Genomic DNA, 18,573 nt, shown 5'->3' on the forward strand with positions numbered 1-18,573 from the left:
TGGCCGCAATCATCGCCCCGAGGGCTCTGGTGACGAGGACGGATCGTCTGATCGACGCCATCGGCGCTTGTTGCGGGTTCGACCCCGACGCGGTCGCATGCGCCCTGACGTTCCTCACCTAAGATCCGGCGGCAAAGGGCGCGTTCGGCAAGGGGCTCTGGTCCATGCCGCTCGTTCCCGTCGCGAAAGGTGAGGTGACCCTCTGCCTGGCCGTCCTTCAAGCCGGCAGCCTCATGCGCCGCGTCGGGGGGTGGATCTCCCGCTTCGGTGCCGACGAAGTTCTGGCTGGCTCTCGCGTGGGTAGGCGCTACGAGGCATGGGCGAGGGACAAGCTCGCATCGGCCATAGCGTCGAACCCCTTCATCCCCGGGTGGCGGTGCACCGCCCTGCCCCTCAAGCCTGGAGACCGCAAGGTCGGCGACGTCGATCTCCTGTTCAGCCTCGGTGAACTCCTCGTGGCGGGCGAGGTTCAGGCCACGAGATAGGCTGGCGTGTCGTCATTTTGTCGTGTCACAGCACGCTGGGACACTGGGGCGCCGCCGATGGTCGCCCTGATCACCTCGGCCATGGCTCGCGCCTCCTTCGGGTGGCTCGGCGCGCCGAGGATGAGCCCGACCCGGACGTTGGGAAGGGCGGGGAGACCGGCGGCTGCGGCAACGATGCGATGTCCCGTCGCGCTCGCCACCGTGCCCGGGAGGACCGTCAGGGCCAGCCCCGCCTGCACGATCGGCGCCAGCGCCGCATAGTTCGACGACATGAGGAACACGCGTGAGGCGATGCCCGCACGTTGCAGGGCTGTTAGCGCCTCGTTGCGCCACGTGCAGGAGGGCGTCGATAGGGCGAGCGGCAGCGGGCGCTCTTCCTCGACCGCGCCGGCCCGGACGCCGGCGACCCAGCACAACGGTTCCTCGCGGAGGATCTCGACGCCCTTGATGCGGTCGCATCCCGTCACGACCGCCAAGTCGACCTCGCCCGTCGCGACGCACTCGGCGAGCCTGACGCTCGGGTGGCAGACGATCGACAGTTCCACGAGCGGATGCAGACGGGAGAACTGCCCCACGATGTCGGGCAGGAAGGGTTCGGCGTAGTCGTCCGGAATGCCGAGGACGACGCGCCCCGACAGGCCCTGGGCCTTCAGATCGTAGAGGGCGGCCGCCTCGACCTGCAGCATCCGTCGCGCGTGCTCGACCAGCCGTTCCCCATCGGCAGACAGGCGCGTCCCCCGTCCCTGCTTGATGAACAGGTCGCATTCGAGCCGCTCCTCGAGCCGGCGGACGTGCATCGACACGGCGCTTTGCGTCTTACCGACCCGATCGGCGGCGCGGGTGAAGCTACCCGTGTCGACGATCGCGAGGAAGGAGCGGAGCTGGTCGGTATCGAGCATGATCCATTCTCATGTCCGATCGAAGGCATGTCAAACATTCGTTGGACCGATGAGACGCTCACGCCGATGTTCACCGCGACGGCTCTCTGCAGCCGAAACGGAGGGTTTGATGAGCATCATCGTTCGAACCGGCGTCGAGGCCGTTGGATCACCTTTAGCGGGCACCGCGCTGCTCCTACGGGCCCTGAGGATGGCGAGGGCCATCCTCGCCTGGCCCGCCCGCGTGCACGCGAACCGCAAGCTCCTCCACCTGATGGCCGGGATGAGCGCACATGAGTTGGCCGACATCGGCCTGACGCCGTCCGACCTGAGGGACACCGGCGCCCTTTCTCTGAATAGCGACGTGGGGCACTTCCTCTCGGCGCGGTCCGACTCGCGCCGCCGCGCTCCGATCGTCCGTCGATCATCTCGCAGGTGACGGAGGGCGCCCATTCCACATCGTCCGGCAGCCCGCCCCGCGGACGCCCTCGCAGCGTGCTCGGAGGCCGGCGTCGGATACAGTCGACTCCCGCATCGGGTCTCGCCGGGATGTCGATCCGTCGTGGACCAGACGACCTCCGCCCACAGGCAAGTGCCGTAAGACGGTTGACTCCGGACTTGTCGAAGAACAGACAGTGAACATAATGTCTGAAGTCGAGTGAAGTGCGGGAGTGGTCACCCTGGATGTGGAAACGCTCGCAACATCGACCCCACGCTATGCCGGCCTACCCAACTGTTAAAGCTTGGCTTTCCGCATTTGATGGGGGTCACACGTCGCGCGAAGAACGACACCTTGTCAATCGCGAATACCTTTGCATTTCCAATCATCTATAGGGTACTTAGCCGGGGTCAGTGTTGACCGCGTTTTCACAGTCGGCAACCTGGACAGCCTGTGGAAGCGCTCGTCTGGCGGCCTCACCGTAGCCTCCGCCGCGGTCGCGCGCGATGATGCCGATCTCGGGCCGCTGCCTCAGCCAGGCCTCGACGGTGCTGTTGTCACGGTCCGGCAGAAGCGTGACGACCTGCCGGTGCTCCAGATCGCACACGAGCGTACCGTACCGCTGCCCGCGTTTGTAGGCCCAGTCGTCGATCCCGATCACCGTGGGAACTTCGGCGGGACGAGCAGCCCGGCGCCGGATGGTCCGCAGCAGAGTGTCGTTGCTGACCGGCAGCATGAGGCGACGGGCGAAGTTTGCGGCGGGGCGACCACCCAGAGCCAAGCCAAGGTGGTGGACGATGCATTCCAGCCGCGCTTTGCGCCGCGCGTAAACGGCCGCGACATCAGGGTGAAGCCGCTCGGCAAAGATCCGCATGCAGCAGGAGTCGACGGTGCAGCGGAAGCGGCGCACGATCAGGCGAACCACGACACCCCGACCGGCAGAAGGCAGATCCGCCAGGCGCCGTGTGTAGCGGCTGTGGAGGCGGCCGGAGACCTGGCCGCATGAAGGACATGGCGCTGATGTGCTCGGCGGTCGTACCGTGATGGTCACGGCCCCGTCCACAACCTCGACGTCCTCTACGATCAGGCCGCGCGGAACCAAGGTGGCTGAGTGAAGAACGCGGCCCATGAAGGATCTCCGGCAAAAGCCGACATCGTCAGGCCCACATGCATCGCGATTGAGTCAGAGCCTATTCCACGCCTATCCACACAAAGTCAGGTCGCCCCGGATCGCCTCCTACGCCACCCTGGCCTTGAACTCGCCCGTGTACCGCTTCCGTGTCGTCTTCATTTCCGTCCATTTCTCACGTTCGGGATAGCTTGGCCTTCTGTCCAGAAAACCGACGCCACCTCAGACAAAGCGGCTGTCCCCGCAGCGGTCGTCGCGGTTTGGTTCAATGGGCAGATCGAAGGCCAAGTCACCAAGCTCAAGCTGGTCAAACGCCAGATGTACGGACGCGCCAAGGTCGACCTCCTGCGGGCACGCCTAGTGGAGGCAGGATGATGCCTGAACCTGCACGCAAAGTACGCCAGACCCATTTGACGGCCAGCGGGCTCCGGGCCGGGTCCTCAGGCCTCCTGGCCGACCGCGTGTTCGGCCTGAACGATCCCAGCCTGGCGCTGGGCGATTTCGCGGCCGACCGGCGGGCCCTTGAAGCGGCGGCGCTCCAGGCCGAACCAGAGCGCGAGCAGCAGCACGACGAGGCCGATCGCATAATTGATCAGGATGTCGAAGGGTGGCTGGATGCCGGCAACCATCAGCACCAGCACGCCGAGGATGACGATCACCGCGAACGGCTTCGACAAGGCCCCGAGCCGGAACGGCCCGAACTCGGTCCAGGTCTTGCCCTCGGCCAGCAGCCCGGCCGCCACTGGCATGGCGTAGGACACGTATAGGAACAGCGCGCAACCGGCCGCCAGCGCCGCGAAGGCGGGCGAATACAGCGTCGCGGCGATCGACAGCACCGCCGCGAGCCAGATGGCCGGCACGGGCGTGCGCCAAGTCGGGCTGACGGTCTTCCATAAGCCGGACGCCGGCAGGCCGCCGTCGCGCGCGAAGGCGAAGATCATGCGCGAGGTCGAGGTCAGCGCCGCGAGGCCGCAGATGTAGTTGGCCACCACAATGCCGATCGCCAGTACGCTCTTCAGCACCGTCGGGGCCGGCAGACCGTTGAACAGGTTGAACCAGGCGTTGGCGCCATCCTTGGCGGTCGCGGCGAGGTCGGGACTCGCCAGGATGAACGACGCCGCCATCACGAACCCGAACACGACGGACCAGAGCACGGCGTGGAGCATGCCGCGCGGCACAGCCACGCGGGCGTTGACGGTCTCCTCCGCCGTGTGGGCCGAGGCGTCGAAGCCGGTGATGGTGTAGAGGGGGTAGAGCAGGCCCACCAGGAAGGCGATGAAGGCAGGCCGCGACTCGGGCACGTAGCCGCCGCCGGGCGCGCCGGTGGTGTTGACGAAGGCCGTGAGCCGGCCGAGGTCGAAGCTCGCGCCCCAGAACAGGAAGGTGAGCGTCAGCGCGATCGCCACCACCAGGATCATGTAGCCGGAGAAGTCGGTCAGCATCGTGGTCAGCTTGATGCCGAGGTGGTTGCAGAGCGCCTGGGTGACGGTGATGAGCACGACCGCGATCGTTTGCTCCCTGAAGCCCCAGTCGGCCGCACCGGCGATGTGCAGGATCGGCCCGGCCACGAGGCCCTGGAAGAGCGAGAAGACGCCGACGTTGACCGAGGCGACCACGAAAACGAGTCCGAGCAGGTTGATCCAGGCCGTCGCCCATCCCCAGCCGCGGCCGCCCAGGATAGACGACCAGTGGTAAAGCCCGCCGGCCGTCGGATATGCCGAGCCGATCTGCCCGAGGGACGCCGCCACCACCAGCGCGAAGACGCCGCCGATCACCCAGCCGACGCAGGCCTCGAAGCCGCTGCCTGTCGCCATGGCGAGCGGGAACGAGGTGATGCCGCCCGCCAGGATGCAGATGATCGAGAACGAGATGGCGAAATTCGAGAACCCGCTCATGCGGCGGGATAATTCCTGGGCATAGCCCATGGAGTGGAGTGTCTTGACGTCGTCGTCGTGCAATTCGGCCATCTGCCTTGTCCCTCCAGTGTCGTGTGCCGGTCGCGCTGCGGACGGCGCCCTCGGCCACAGATGTCTTGCAAGTGCCGGGCCAGCCTGGCAAAAGGCGTGCCGACCAGTCAATAAAAATGACCGTTCAGTCGGGCCGATAAGCATCTTTCGAGCATTCGGTCAGCGTATGCGGATTCCCGACAACAATCATCGTGCCCCGCTCGAATTAGCGTGCGACGGGAACCTTCCCGGCCGAGGGAACGCCCCCAGGATGGCTCAGCCGGCAAATTCCGCCTCGACATCGCTCCAGAGGCTCACGCGCCGCCCGCGGTCCTCGAAGAAACGAATCTCCCGGGCGACACCCGAGCTGTCCTTCCAGCCCGGGGCGTCAATCACGATCAGTTCCTCCATGGACTGCATGAAGCTTTGGTCGATGGGTGCCCAGAGTGCGCTTATGCCGGCTTTGTCGAGATCGCCGAGGTGCCGGTTGATCGGGTGCGACATCGATACTTGACTGAACACCACGCCCCCGGCGCGGGCGATCTTGGCCGCGACCGCGTTCGAGAGCTCGAAGCGCTCCTCGACCACGGCACCGTCAGGGTGCCCGTATGGGCAGGCCAGGAATACTTTCCTCATGAACGCATCTCCTAAACTGGAGGATCGAGAACAGGGTTAGGCGCTCACGCGCGCCAGCCTCGGCTGCGCGAAACCGCTTCGGCGAAGCGTCGATGGTCCGCATCCGAGACGCCACCGGCCGGGGCGAAACGTTTGGCCGCCCCCGCGGCGCGCGTCGTGTCCACGCCGCAGAGCTCGGCCAGCCCGAGGGCCGTAAGCTCGTGCATGGCCGGGACCGTGATGGTGCGGCCACTGGCGCAGGCGAGGAACTGGGCAAAATACCCGCTCTGCGACAGGCCGCCGTCGATGGAGATCGCCGGACCCAGGAAGCCCTGTCCGGCCGCCGCCTCGATCAGGCACACGGTCAGCATGGCGATGCCCTCCAGCACGGCCCGCGCCAGGTCGCGCCGGCTCGTCGCGTGGTTCATGCCGATGAAGAGGGGCGCGGCCTGCCGATCCCAGTAGGGCGCCGCGAGTCCCGAAAGCGCCGGCACGAAGGCGATCCCGCGGCTGAGCGCCGAAGGGCCTTCGAAGGCGGCCAGCTCCTCCATGGCCGAGAAAAGGCCGATCCCGCGGGCCCACTCGACCGCGGCCCCGGCGTCGTAGACGCCACCCTCGACGGCGAGCACGGGCGTCTCCCCGCGCCTGTGCCACGCGACGGTCGGCAGAAGGCCGCCCTCCCGGGGTGCGGAGGCACCCGTCACCGAGAGGAGGAAGGCGCCGGTCCCGAAGGTGATCTTGCAATCGCCGGGGGCCCGGCACCGATGACCGTAGAGGGCGGCCTGCTGGTCCACGATGGAGGCGCGGATCGGGATGCCGTTCCACCGCCCGAAGCCGGCGTCGACCTCGGTGATCTCGGGCAGGCATGCGATCGGGACGCCGTGCAACCCGCACATCTCGGCGCTCCAACAGCGGCCGTCGAGGTCCAGCAGCCCGGTCCGCGACGCGGTGGCGAGGTCGGTGCGGAAGACGCCGCCGAGCCGGTTCAGGAAGAACGTGTCCGTGGTGCCAAGCCGCAGCCGGCCGTTGGCGAGGGCCTCCACGACGGCGGGGACCTCGCGAACGAGCCAAGCGAGCTTGCTGGCCGAGAAGTACGGGTCGAGCGGCAGGCCGCTCACGGCCTTGGAGCGTTCCGCGGCGACCGCGTCGAGGCGGCCGAGCTCGGCCGTCGTTCGGGCGTCCTGCCACACGATCACGGGCGACAAGGGCGCACCGGTGCGGGCGTCCCAGGCGAGGCAGCTTTCTCCCTGGTTGGCGATCGCGATGGCATCGAAGGGTCCCGCGCCCCTCAGCAGCGCTTCAACGTTGCGAAGCAGCTCCTCGGGATCATGCTCCACCCAACCGGGCTGCGGATGGAACTGCGCGTGACGTCGCGTGCCCGCGGCCTCCGCCACGTCCCCGTCCTGGAGAATGAAGCAGCGGGTGGATGTGGTTCCCTGGTCGATGGCGGCTACGCGCATGGGTTCGCTCTCCTTCCTGGTTGCTTCAGGTGAAGTCCCGCGTCCGCCGGATCACGTCCGCGACCGGCTCGAAGCTCGCGTCGTCGGTCCAGGGGAACAGCGTCTTCGGCACCTTGCGGAACGGCAGGGTGGCGATGTCGGGGGCCGCGGCTCCGGGGGTGTCGGCCTCGATGATCTCGCCCGCGAAGGGAGCGTAACCCACCCGGAAGGACGTGTTGGCCTTGACGGCGACGAGGTCGTACAGCCGGGGTTCGATCCCGAAGGCACGGAAAAGCTGGGGATCGCCGGGTGCCACGATCGTGTGGCACGCGAGGACGTCGAGCTGCCCGAAGCGCAGCACGGCGGAACGCCCGAGGCGCGAAACCTTGCCGCCGTGCCCGACGAACTCCTGGCGGTACTCGCCGTCGTGGAGCGACCTCACGTAGCCTTCGGCACGGATCGTGACGGCGCGCGGGTCGGCGGCCCCTCCGATCGCGAACTCGGCCGTCCCGCCCACGCCCACCTCGAAGGCCCGCCGCACGGCCGAGGGGTCGCTGACCACGACCGCGGCCCGCAGCGTCGAGCGCCGGTCGAGCAACCGCCGGGCGACCGCCATGTTGTCGCCGGTCGCGCCCGCGTTCGGCGAATCGGCCGAGTCGACCAGGATCACCGGTTTGACGGAGGCCGGGTCCTCGGCGCGGTCGATGACGGCGTCCACGCTCGACAGCCGCGGCGCGAAGGCGTGCCGCAGGCCGTACAGGCGCGCCGCGAGGTCGCGGGCGCCACGCGCGGCCGCCTCTGCGTCGAGCGCGATGGCGATGACGGCGGAGTTCGGGTCCGAGACATCGAGCCACGGCTGCATCTGGAAGAGCGAGAAGTCGAGGAGCGCGCCCGTATCGACGAGCTGCCGACCATGCCCGATCAGGTCGCGAAACGGGCCGCCCATCGTGTTGTAGGCCGAGGCCGAGACGATCATGGGCACGGGGGCCCATGCCATGACGGGTGGTTCGGCTCCCGCGATGGTCGCCAAGCCCAGACGGGCCGTCCGTCGGCCCGTCTCGGCGAAGTCGACGTGGGGATAGGTGTGGTATCCGCAGATCACGTCGAGCGAGGCCGCGAGGCCGCGCGGCACGAAGCCGTGCATGTCGAGCGAGGCGGCGAGCACGCAGCCTGGCGGGACCACGGCGCGGACGCGCCGCACGACCTCGCCCTCGACGTCGTCGAACTCCGTGCTCTGCAGGGCGCCGTGGAAGGAGAAGAACACGGCGTCGAGCGGCAGGTTCGCCTCGATCGCGGGCAGCAGGCGCGACAGGAAGGCTTCGAGCACCTCGGGTTCGGCCGGTCCGCCGCTCTGGGAGCAGAAGGCCGGGCCGAAGACGATCTCGGGGCGCCTCTCCGAACGCTCGAGCACCTCGATCATGCCGCCCACGGCGCACTCGACCGTCCTGAGCGTCGCGTGAACCTCGTCCGGCTCGAGCAGCCAGCCGCTCCGCCAGTACGCCAGCCCCGAGCGCGCCGCGCTGAAGGAATTGCTTTCCTGCCGGAGCTCGGTGACGAGGACCTTCATGTCCGTTCGCCTTGCGTGATGGAGGGGCCGTTCAACGCGTCGAACAGGTCCACGAGCGCGGGCTGGATCTTGGCGTAGGCCGCGAACATGCGGTCGTAGGTCGACCTGTGGTCCGGGTTTGGGGTGAAGCGCCTCCCTTGGGTCGGCGCATCGACGGGTGCCGGAGCGACCCTGCGCTCCCCGGCGCATCTGGACGCCCCGATCGCACCCACGAACCGCGGCGCGGCCGGAACCACGATGGGACGGCTGAGGACGTCCGCGAGCATCTGCATCCAGACCGGGCTCGACGCCCCCCCACCCACGGCCCGGATCTCGTCGACATGACAGCCCGCCTGGGCTTCGTAACGCTCCACCGAGAGCCGATGCGAGTAGCAGATGGATTCGAGCATGGCGCGAACCATGTGGCGCCGATCGTGGATCGTGGTCAGGTTCAGGTACACGCCCTTGGCGTTCTTCGCGAACGGCGGCAGTTCCCCGATCAGCCAATGGGTCGCGAGCAGGGTCTCGGAGCCCGGCGGGACGGCTGATATCTCGTCGTCCATGAACGCGAAGAAGCGGTCGCCCTTCTCGGCCCTGTCGGACCGATACAAAAGGTCAACCACCCAATCATAGGCGAGGCAACCCGCCTGGAGGCAGTAGAGGGCCCCGTCGTGATGGGCATCGATCGCGAAGCGCAAGGGGGGGTCGAGTTCGGATCCGGCCTCCAGCACGGCGGCGAACCAGGACGAGGTGCCGAGGTAGATGTGGACCGCACCGGGCTCGAGCGGGCCCGCTCCGAGCGTGATGGCCGGCAGATCCCCGAACCCGCAGCGTACCGGCGTCCCCACCAGGAAGCCGAGGTGGCCGGCTGCCTCCGGCGTGAGGGCGCCGACGACATCGCCCGAGCCAATCGCCGGCGGGAACTTGTCGAGGTCCTGGCTAAGACCGGCCGCGGCGAGGATGCGATCGAAGCGCGCCTGGGTCGCGGGCCGCGTGGAGCGGACGAAGTCGTCGGACGGCTCCGTGACGACGGCGCCGGTGGCCATCCAACGCAGGTAGGTGCCCACCCCCATGATCCAGCGGCTGCCCGCCCACGTCCGGGGTTCGTGCTGCTTCAGCCACATCAGGCGCGGCCAGTATTCCTGCCCCGTGCCCGCGAAGACGCCCAAGGCCGCGTTGAGCCGTCCGGCTTCGGGGGCCGCGCGGGCATCCATCCAGATCAAGGCGTCGCGCAACACCGCGCCATCCTGCGAGACCGGGATGATGCCCTTCCAGGGCGCCACGAACACGATCGAACGCACCGCCTCCGGGCCGGCGCGGGCGAGCCGCATGGCCTCCCGTCCCGCGAGCGCCCCTGCTTCCCAGAGCAGCCGCGGGTCCTGCTCGGCCCAGCCGACCCTCGGCTGCGCGACCGCGTACGTCGCGCTGGCACTGGCGACGATGCCACCCTGGCGGTCGACAAGCGCCGCCTTGAGCGAGGTCGTTCCATAGTCGAAGGTCATCGTGAGATCGGGCGGACGCATGGATCCCCTCCTCCTCGGTTTTCGCCCGATCCTGAGTTCCAGGTTGCGGACGATTGACTAAACTGGCGCCTATCGAAACTAGAAATGACCGTTCGGTCACCGAAGTCGTCTATCGTTCGCATAAGTCAGGCAAAGGCGACCGGCAAGCCCACAAATGCCGGCAGTGCGGCGCAACCCCGACCGGCTCCGCCGATCATGCTCACGCTAGCAACCGAACCGACCCTGATAACATTCAACCCGGATCACCCGATTGGGGCAGACCAAAGCCTGATGTAATCGTCTCGCGGATTAACATGACGCAATTGGCCAGACCTGCGGCGCTGACCAGATACGCACACGGCGCCCGGAACTTTCTCTCCCTACGTCGCTGATTGAGGCAGCCTGTATCAAGCACTCAGCTTCAGACGGGCTCGCAAAGCTTCCAAAACCGCGGCACAGACGAGAACGCCGCCGGTTATGATCCCACTGACCTCCGTTCCGACGTTCAGGAGGATCAATCCGTTTCTCAGGATGCTCATGAGCCAGACGCCCACCATCACTCTCCAAATGCTGCCGCGCCCACCGGTGAATGGCACGCCGCCGAGGAGAACCGCCGTTAGCACCGTGACCTCGAAGCCTGTGCCAAGCGTGCCGGACGGTGCGCTGTTCAGACGTGCGATCAAGAGCAGACCGGCCACACCGACAGCCACGCCGGTCAAGGTGTACAAGCCAAAGACGATCGCCGTCACGCGAACCCCGACGAGATATGCGGCACGCGGGTTCACGCCGATCGCAATCACCCGCTTCCCAATCGGAAGGCATTCGGATGTAACCGCTACGACGGTACAGATAATTCCAGCTATTAGCGCTAGGTTCGGGATTCCGGCGATCGAACCGGATCCGAAGTCCACGAACGGGTCGGGAAACCCATAAACCGATCCCTGGCCAAGGTACTGTGCCATGCCGCGTTCGGCAGCCAGACCGCCCAACGTTACAACGATCGGCGACATCCGGAGGATGCCGACCAGTGCGCCATTCAAGGCGCCCAGGCCGGTCCCCACCGCGATGCCGACGAAGATGCCCGCGGTCATGCCCCAGTTGATGATCGTAATCCCGGATATGACACCAACCAGAGCCATCATCGACCCGACCGAAAGGTCCACGTAGCCAGCCATGAGAAGCAACGCGAACACCGAAGTCACGATCAACGTCGGAGCATTCTGCGCAACCACGGCGAGTAAGTTGTCCAAAGTGAAGAAAACGGGACTCATCTCCGAGAAAAACAGCATCAATAATATTGTTGAAATAGGAAGGAGCCACTTGGTAAGAAAGCCCGCGACAGCCTGAGCGGAGGCACGCTCCCGCGTGCTGGTCTGACCCGGAACGTCTATGGTTTCGGATGCATTAGTCACGTGTGGACGTCCTTGCTTGTCTGTTGAGGTACATGTCCGTGTGCGATGGAGATGACCTCCTCTTCGCCGACCGAGGCATCGACGATCATGGCGACGTTGCCGTCGACGAGGATGACGATGCGATCTGCGAGTGCTATGGCTTCCTCGGGATCGCTGGTGGCGAAGACGATGGCCCGGCCATCCTGCGCAACGAATTCCCGCAGCAGATCGTATAATTCGCGACGAGAACCGATGTCGACCCCCTGCGTCGGCTCGTCCAGCAGGAGAACCTTGGTATTCCCAAGCTCGGACGCCCACCGTCCGATCACCAGTTTCTGGGCGTTTCCGCCTGAGAAGTTTGCGGCGTCGCGGCTGGGATCGTTCGGGATCAGGTTTATGGCGGTTGCGATACGCTTGAAGACCTGTCTTTCGAAGACCGGTCGCCTGAAGGGCGTCGACAGATTTCCGTAGTGCGGCATCAATAGGTTGTCCAACGCGCTCATCTCGCCGAAAAGGGATTGAACCTTCCTGTCCGAGCCGACGAGCGCGATGCCTGCCTTTCTCGCCGTCCGCGGGTTGGCGAGGGCGACGGGAACGCCAGCCAACTCGACGACTCCTCGATGGGGCCGCGCGCCGGCCAGGGCTTCCAACATGTCCGTCCGGCCCGAGCCGAGCAGGCCGTAGATCCCGACGATCTCCCCAGACTTGACTGTGAGCTGCGTAGGGCCGGTCCAAGGAGTCTTGAAGGCGCGAAGGGCGATGAGATCGCCACCTTGGGTCGTGCGAGGCCGCCCTGTCGATTCTATCGAATCAGGTGAGATGGCGGCGATAATATCTTGCAGGGACAACAAGGATCGTTCCCTGCTCCAGAGTATGGACCCGTCTCGGACGATTGTGACCGTGTCGGCGACAATCATCACTTCCCTGAGAAGGTGGGTCACGTAGATCACAGTGAGGCCGTGATCGTCGGCGAGGCGCCGGACCAAGCCGAGTAGGATCGTGACCTCGCCCTCGCTCAAGGCCGCGGTCGGCTCGTCGAGCACCAGGACGGATGGTCGCCTGAGAAGCGCCCTGGCGATCTCGACGATCTGCTGCTCACCGACGCTGAGGCTTTCAACGAGAGCGTCCGGATCGATGACCACGCCGAGCGAGCGCAGTATTTCGGACGCCTTCGTTCTTTGTAGCGCGTAGTTGGTCGTCCCGACCGAGGTGCGCAACTCGCGACCCAGGAACATGTTGTCGCTGCAGGACAGCGAACCTATGACTTGGAAATGTTGGTAGATGATGCCGATCCCGGCGTTGAAGGATTGCGTCGGGGTCAGATGATCGTATTGGACTCCAGCGATCTCGATGGCGCCGCCGTCCGGCGTGACCGCCCCGCTCAGGCAGCCCAGCAACGTGGACTTCCCGGCCCCGTTCGGACCGAGAAGCGCGTGAACTCGACCGAGTTCCAAAGTCAGGTTGACGTCCTTCAGCACCGCTTGACTTCCGTACGACTTGCGGATGGAAGAAAAGCGAAGCCCCTGACCACGCGGCGCATCCATCGATCCTATTCCTTGTATTGGGCAATCAGGCGGTCGATCCCCGCCACGTCGCGACCTGTCGCCAGCACCGTGCCGACCTGATCGTTACTTCCCGACTCGCCAGTCGCAGCCGCTACGGAATTGTTAACGATCGCCTGAGCGAGCTTGCTGAGATCGATGGCCGCGGAGGCACGGTACGCCCCGCCCTTCTTAACGGCCGCCAATCCTTCCTCCGTGCCGTCCTGGCCTGCGATGTAGACGTCGTCAGGATTGATCTTCGCGTTCGTGAAAGCGCGCAGGGCGCCCATTGCGGCGTCGTCGTTGAATCCGATGAACACCCGCAGCGTCGGGTTCTGTCGCAGTGCGTCTTCCGCGATTCTCAGCCCACACTCGGTGTTGCCGCACTCCTGGGTGGAGACTACGGGCAGCTTTGCCTGCTTGAATAGGTCGATCGGCCCTTTGGATCGGCCAAGGAAAGCCGTTTCGGTGGGAAGCGTTGTGACAGCTGCAGAGGCGCCGCCGTTGGGATAGTGTTTCTTGACCCATTCAAGGGCATCCTGTCCGACCAGCTGACCACTTTCGATACTGTCGAACCCAACCGATCCATCGGCTCCATCCGTTGGTGCAGCGTAAGTGAGCCACTTGATGCCTTTCTTCTGAGCTTGCTTCTGCAAGCCCAGAAGGGCTTTGGCATCGACTGGCAGCACAACAATCGCATCGACCTTCTGTGTGACCCAACTCTCCAGCGCGGTTCTCTGCGTCTCGAGATTGTCTAACTGCGTGTTGTCGATGAGCATATTCACGCAGCCATGCTTCTTCGCATTCAGAATAACCTGTCTTCTCAGGGCGACGACGAAGGCAGCATCCCCATGCGGATGACTGAATCCGATAGTGAACGTGCGGGCGCAAACCGCTGAGCTTTGTGCGACCGCAATCTGCGGAGCAGAAATGGCGAGTAACGAGCTCATTCCGAGCGCAGCAACAATAGCGTGTTTGATTGACATCGTTTGCGAACCCTTTTCATAAACTGGAGATGCAGTCGTGGGTCGTCACCACGGCGAAATATACATCCTGGCGGCCTTCTATTTAGGTTGTAATACTCCCATCACTGTCGTTGATCATAGCCGCTATTCAAATCGGTATAACGACACGATGGAGACCGGCGCCCAAATAACCTTGATTTGGCACGTAACATGTAAGATCATAGGCGATTACCAAACTAAATGCCTTGACCAGTAAGGCCAATCTTTACGCACTGACGAGCTGTGCAATCACCGTACAAACTACGACAGCTCGGCAGTAATTCGAATTATAAAGATGACGATCCCTCTAGACGTCAATTTTTACCTATGACAGCGAGGCTCAGGCATCTTCAATACTCATTGCCGACTACCAATCGGACTCTGAGGCCGCAAGTATAACGACCGGAGTAGCACTGCCGGCATTCAAACTCGTCATCACGACATGGGAGGCCGCTGATCCCTGACATGGTGAAGTGTCGGCGCGCTAGCATCCTGCCTGACCGAAGTTCGTTTGTTCCCCCATGCCCGGCTTCCGAACTGTCGTCGATCTGTGCATTCTACCGCCCGTTCGGTCAATACTAAATTGTAGGCGGTCAACGCGTTAATTGTGTGCACACTGAGGATGCCGGGACAGTCTCATTGGCTAACCGATTCACCAATCGATCTCCGGTGATTCCGGTGCTGAAAGAAAGCGTTGAGATGTCGGTCTCTCGCTTGGGCCGTGCTTTTTGAGTCTCAGCAACCGTTCACGTGGCCCTCTGATTGACAAAACGGTCATTTTTTTAGTACTGAACAGTCAATCCGGCGCGACTTCGGCTGCGCGAGCCTTAGGGTGGATGACCGCGAAGGATGGCCCATGCGTGTGGTGGTGATCGGGGCCGGTGTCGTCGGATGCGCGGTCGTGCGGCGGCTTACGCTCGATGGCCACCAAGTCATGCTTCTTGAACGCGCCGCCGACATCCTGGCCGGGGCCAGCAAGGCCAACAGCGCCCTGCTGCACACCGGCTTCGACGCGCCTCCGGGCAGCCTGGAGCGCGAGCTCATGCAGCGGGGTCACGCCGAGTTCATGGCGATCCGCGAGCGATTGAACCTGCCGCTCCTCGAGACCGGCGCGATGGTGGCAGCCTGGACCGAGGAGGAGCTCGCGAAGCTGCCGGGGATCGAGGCGCAGGCGCGTCAGAACGGCGTCGACGACGTCGCGTTGCTGACGCGAGCCGAGGCTCTTGCCCGCGAGCCAGCGCTCGCGCCCCACCTCATGGGTGCGCTGCTGGTGCCTCGCGAGCACGTCATCGATGCATGGTCGTCGCCACTCGCCTACCTGACTCAGGCCGTGGCGAACGGCGCGGAGGCGCGGTTCGGATGCGAGGTGACCGGCGGCCGGCACGACGGGCGTCACTGGTTCGTCGAGACCTCGACCGGCACCGTCGAGGGCGACTTCGTCGTCAACTGCGCAGGCCTGTTCGGCGATCGGCTCGAGGCTGCCCTGATGGGCGACGCCAGCTTCGAGATCCGGCCCCGCAAAGGCCAGTTCGTGGTCTACGACAAGCCCGCCGCCAAGCTCCTCACGACCATCCTGCTGCCCGTTCCCACCGAACGGACCAAGGGGGTCGTGTTGGCGCGGACCGCTTATGGCAACCTGCTGGTCGGTCCCACCGCGGAAGAGCAGGAGGACCGGTCGCGGGCGACCGTGGACCAGGACGCGCTCGGAGCGCTGATGGCCAAGGCCGTGGAACTCATCCCGGCGCTGGCCGACGTGCCGATCAACGCGACCTACGCGGGGTTGCGGCCGGCGAGCGATAAGAAGGAATACCGCATTAGGCACGAGCCGGACCGGGGGTGGCTGACCCTGGGTGGCATCCGCTCGACGGGGCTCACGGCCGCGCTGGGCCTTGCTGCCCACGCGGCGGACCTGCTCGCGGCGCGGGAGCCCGCGACGCCGATCGCCGATCCGGCCTGGACAACCGTCCCCAACATCGCCGAGCATCGCGAAAGGGATTGGCAGCGGTCGGGCTACGGCGAGATCGTCTGCCATTGCGAGCTCGTGACAGACCGCGAGATCGTGGCCGCCTTCGGGTCGCGCCTGCCGCCGGGCGATTTCGGCGGCCTCAGGCGGCGCACGCGCGCCGCCATGGGTCGCTGCCAGGGCTTCTACTGCGGCGCCCGCCTGGCGGAGCTGACGCGTGGCAGGCTGGCGATGCCGTTGTCCATCGGCGAGGCGGAATGAGCCAGATCGTCAACGTCGACGTCGCCGTCGTCGGGGGAGGGCCGTCTGGCCTCGCTAGCGCCATCGCGTTGCGCCGGGAGGGCGTCACGGACGTCCTTGTGCTCGAACGGGAGCCGGAAGCGGGCGGCGTGCCGCGGCATTGCGCCCATCCGCCCTATGGCATCCGCGAGTTCGGACGACTGATGACCGGACCCACCTATGCGGCCCGGGTGAGGGAGCGGGCCATCGCGGCCGGCGTCGACGTGCGCGTGCGGCACAGCGTCGTGGCGCTCGAACCAGGGGGCCGGCTGCAGGTCGCGACGCCGGAGGGCGCGCTCACGGTGCAGGCCAGGCGGGTGATCCTCGCCACCGGCGCCAGGGAGGCCCCACGCTCCGCCCGTCGCGTAACGGGCGACCGCCCCCTCGGCGTCGTCAACACCGGCGCGCTGCAGGCCTACATCTACCTCAAGCATCTGAAGCCGTTCCGCAGGCCCGTCATGGTGGGTACCGAACTGGTTAGCCTGTCCGCCATCTGGACCTGCCTGCGCCATGGCATCCGCCCCGTCGCCATCGTCGAGGAGGACAGACGGGGGAAGGCGAGGTGGCCCCTAACGCTGTTCCCGCGGCTGTGCGGCATTCCGGTCTACTACGGGTGGCGCATCGGCGACATGCGCGGGACCGGCCGCGTCGAGGAGGTCGAACTCGTCGACGGCTCCGGTCGCACGAAGCGCCTGGCCTGCGACGGCGTGCTGTTCACCGGGCAGTTCGTGCCCGAGGCGTCTCTCATGCGCATGGGTCCGATCGTAGTCGACCGGAACAGTGGCGGCCCTTCCGTCGACCAGGACGGGCGTTGCTCGGACCCGGACTATTACGCAGCCGGCAACCTGCTGCGCCCCATCGAGAACGCCGGCTGGTGCTACCAGGAGGGCCTGCGGGCCGGTAGGGCCGTGGCCGAGGACCTGGCGTGGTCCAACACCGGCCGGACGATGCCCGCCGCCGTGCCGATCCTGTGCGGCGAGGCGGTGAAGCTCGTGGTACCCCAGCGCATCGCCAGAAGTTCCGCGCAGCAGGCCTTGAATTCGCTGCAGGTCAGGCTGTCGGAACCGCGCTCCGGCGCCCTGACGATCCGGGCCGACGACAAGGTGATCTGGTCGCGACGCATCCGCTCCCGGCCAGAGCGGCGCATCCTCGTCCCCCTGACTGCATTGTTGGCCGGCGAACAGCCCAGTCACTACACCGTGTCGGTGGATTAGCGGCTGCGGGCGCGCTCAGGCGTTTGTGGGCGTCATCCTCACTGCTGTAAGGTCGGGGCCCGGAAGGGTTCCGCAGCGGGGATACAGGGTGACACCGAAGAACAGGCGTGAGGCGATCCTCGATCTCGCCCGGCATACGCGGGAGCTGAGGGTCGACGAGATCGCGGAGCGCTTCGGCGTGTCGCGCGAGACCGTCCGGAGGGACCTCGCGGAACTCGACGCCCGTCAGCTGCTGCGCCGCGTGCATGGCGGCGCCGAACCCGCGCGAGCCGGCATCGAGGCGCCGTTCAGCCAGCGGAAGGCCGAGAACGCGGGCGCCAAGGCGACGATCGGGCGCGTGGCCGCCGCCTTATTCGAGCAAAGCGACGCCATCCTGATCGACACCGGTTCAACGACGGAGGCCTTCGCGACCGCGCTGGCTGCCAGGGGGCGGTTCAGCATCATCACGAATTCCTCGGGCGTCGCATGGAACCTGCACAACGCCGAGAGCCCGAGCCGCGTGTACCTCCTGGGTGGCGAGTTCAAGGGCGACACCGGCGGCAGCGTTGGCTCGGTCACCATCGATCAGATCGGCCGCTTCCGGGCCGATCACGCGGTGCTGACGATCGGCGGCATCGACGGGGTGGGCGGCTGCATGGATTTCGACGTCGAGGAGGCCATGGTCGCGCGGGCCATGATCGCCCAGGCCAAGGAGGTCACCGTCATCGCGGACGGCTCGAAGCTCGGCCGCGTGGCGATGTACCAAGTTTGCGACCTGTCGGCGGTGACCCGCCTCGTGACCGACCGTAAACCCGATCAGGCGCTCGCGACCGCCCTTCACCTCTCGGGCGTGGAAGTCGTCCTCGCCGAGTGACGGCACTGACCTGTTAACCGATTAACCGAAGACGCACGAGGCGCCAGTCTCGGTGTTCGGCCGGCGTCCCGGGCGGCTTGGGGAAGCGCCGACGAAACCGGCGAAGCGGAGCGCCCCGACGGCGGGATTGGGCTATGCCGTGCGGGACGGTTCCGTCGCGGAATTGGTTGGAACTGAAGGTGGAAGTCTCCGGGTTGCTAAACCCGCCTGCCGGCGTTGTGATGGAGATTACGTCCGGTGGACTTTCCCCGCTTTAGTGGAGAGGCATTGTCTCACGGTACGCGTCCGACGAGGCTTTCAATTACCCACAAGTGCGGAAGCGAGGCGGTAGCCGATCAGGATGTCCGTC

14 protein-coding genes and 1 pseudogene are annotated in these 18,573 nt (G+C 65.8%); 5 read left to right on the forward strand and 10 right to left on the reverse strand.

The window, feature by feature from the left end; all coding sequences use genetic code 11:
• Positions 1–164 precede the first annotated feature (164 nt).
• Entirely contained in the window at positions 165–485 is a 321-nt protein-coding gene (locus P7D22_RS09330; protein ID WP_319933953.1) for a hypothetical protein, read from the forward strand.
• Here the strand turns inward: P7D22_RS09330 and P7D22_RS09335 are convergent.
• The gene (locus tag P7D22_RS09335) at positions 470–1,384 is read right to left on the reverse strand and encodes a LysR family transcriptional regulator (protein ID WP_319933954.1); all 915 of its coding nucleotides are present in this window, start codon (positions 1,382–1,384) and stop codon (positions 470–472) included. The two genes, P7D22_RS09330 and P7D22_RS09335, sit on opposite strands and share 16 nt — an antisense overlap.
• Positions 1,385–1,493: 109 nt before the next feature.
• Between P7D22_RS09335 and P7D22_RS09340 the strand changes: the two genes are divergently transcribed.
• Positions 1,494–1,802 carry a DUF1127 domain-containing protein gene (locus tag P7D22_RS09340; RefSeq protein WP_319933955.1) on the forward strand — a complete coding sequence of 103 codons (309 nt, stop codon included), beginning with the start codon at positions 1,494–1,496 and terminating at the stop codon, positions 1,800–1,802.
• A gap of 433 nt (positions 1,803–2,235) precedes the next feature.
• Here the strand turns inward: P7D22_RS09340 and P7D22_RS09345 are convergent.
• The 9 genes and pseudogenes from P7D22_RS09345 to P7D22_RS09385 all read right to left on the reverse strand — a co-directional run.
• Positions 2,236–2,931: pseudogene (locus tag P7D22_RS09345) on the reverse strand (ISL3 family transposase); the annotation flags it as partial.
• 440 nt (positions 2,932–3,371) lie between these two features.
• Complete coding sequence (locus tag P7D22_RS09350) at positions 3,372–4,898, reverse strand: amino acid permease (RefSeq protein WP_319933956.1); 1,527 nt, start codon at positions 4,896–4,898, stop codon at positions 3,372–3,374.
• 255 nt (positions 4,899–5,153) lie between these two features.
• Complete coding sequence (locus P7D22_RS09355; protein WP_319933957.1) at positions 5,154–5,513, reverse strand: DUF1937 family protein; 360 nt, start codon at positions 5,511–5,513, stop codon at positions 5,154–5,156.
• A 44-nt stretch (positions 5,514–5,557) separates the two neighbouring features.
• Positions 5,558–6,952 (reverse strand): FGGY family carbohydrate kinase, encoded by a 1,395-nt coding sequence (locus P7D22_RS09360; RefSeq protein ID WP_319933958.1) that lies wholly within the window; start codon positions 6,950–6,952, stop codon positions 5,558–5,560.
• A gap of 25 nt (positions 6,953–6,977) precedes the next feature.
• Positions 6,978–8,498, reverse strand: coding sequence for a M81 family metallopeptidase (locus tag P7D22_RS09365; RefSeq protein ID WP_319933959.1), 1,521 nt, complete (start codon positions 8,496–8,498; stop codon positions 6,978–6,980).
• A complete protein-coding gene (locus P7D22_RS09370; RefSeq protein WP_319933960.1) occupies positions 8,495–10,000 on the reverse strand; it encodes a xylulokinase in 1,506 nt (501 codons plus the stop codon). Before P7D22_RS09370 ends, P7D22_RS09365 begins: the two co-directional genes overlap by 4 nt.
• Before the next feature lie 386 nt (positions 10,001–10,386).
• Complete coding sequence (locus P7D22_RS09375) at positions 10,387–11,268, reverse strand: ABC transporter permease (RefSeq protein WP_319933961.1); 882 nt, start codon at positions 11,266–11,268, stop codon at positions 10,387–10,389.
• Between the two features lie 119 nt (positions 11,269–11,387).
• Positions 11,388–12,914, reverse strand: a complete 1,527-nt coding sequence (locus P7D22_RS09380) for a sugar ABC transporter ATP-binding protein (protein ID WP_319933962.1) — start codon at positions 12,912–12,914, stop codon at positions 11,388–11,390.
• 5 nt (positions 12,915–12,919) lie between these two features.
• Positions 12,920–13,897: a sugar ABC transporter substrate-binding protein gene (locus tag P7D22_RS09385; RefSeq protein ID WP_319933963.1), complete on the reverse strand. Its 978-nt coding sequence runs from the start codon at positions 13,895–13,897 to the stop codon at positions 12,920–12,922.
• 874 nt (positions 13,898–14,771) lie between these two features.
• Here P7D22_RS09385 and P7D22_RS09390 point away from each other — a divergent pair.
• The 3 genes from P7D22_RS09390 to P7D22_RS09400 all read left to right on the forward strand — a co-directional run bounded on the left by P7D22_RS09390 (position 14,772) and on the right by P7D22_RS09400 (position 18,224).
• Positions 14,772–16,139 (forward strand): NAD(P)/FAD-dependent oxidoreductase, encoded by a 1,368-nt coding sequence (locus tag P7D22_RS09390; protein ID WP_319933964.1) that lies wholly within the window; start codon positions 14,772–14,774, stop codon positions 16,137–16,139.
• Positions 16,136–17,371 carry an NAD(P)/FAD-dependent oxidoreductase gene (locus tag P7D22_RS09395; protein ID WP_319933965.1) on the forward strand — a complete coding sequence of 412 codons (1,236 nt, stop codon included), beginning with the start codon at positions 16,136–16,138 and terminating at the stop codon, positions 17,369–17,371. The genes P7D22_RS09390 and P7D22_RS09395 overlap by 4 nt, the downstream gene beginning before the upstream one ends.
• A gap of 88 nt (positions 17,372–17,459) precedes the next feature.
• Positions 17,460–18,224 (forward strand): DeoR/GlpR family DNA-binding transcription regulator, encoded by a 765-nt coding sequence (locus P7D22_RS09400; RefSeq protein WP_319933966.1) that lies wholly within the window; start codon positions 17,460–17,462, stop codon positions 18,222–18,224.
• Positions 18,225–18,573: the final 349 nt, after the last annotated feature.

It is taken from the genome of Lichenihabitans sp. Uapishka_5, assembly GCF_033947565.1.
Classification (GTDB): domain Bacteria; phylum Pseudomonadota; class Alphaproteobacteria; order Rhizobiales; family Beijerinckiaceae; genus Lichenihabitans.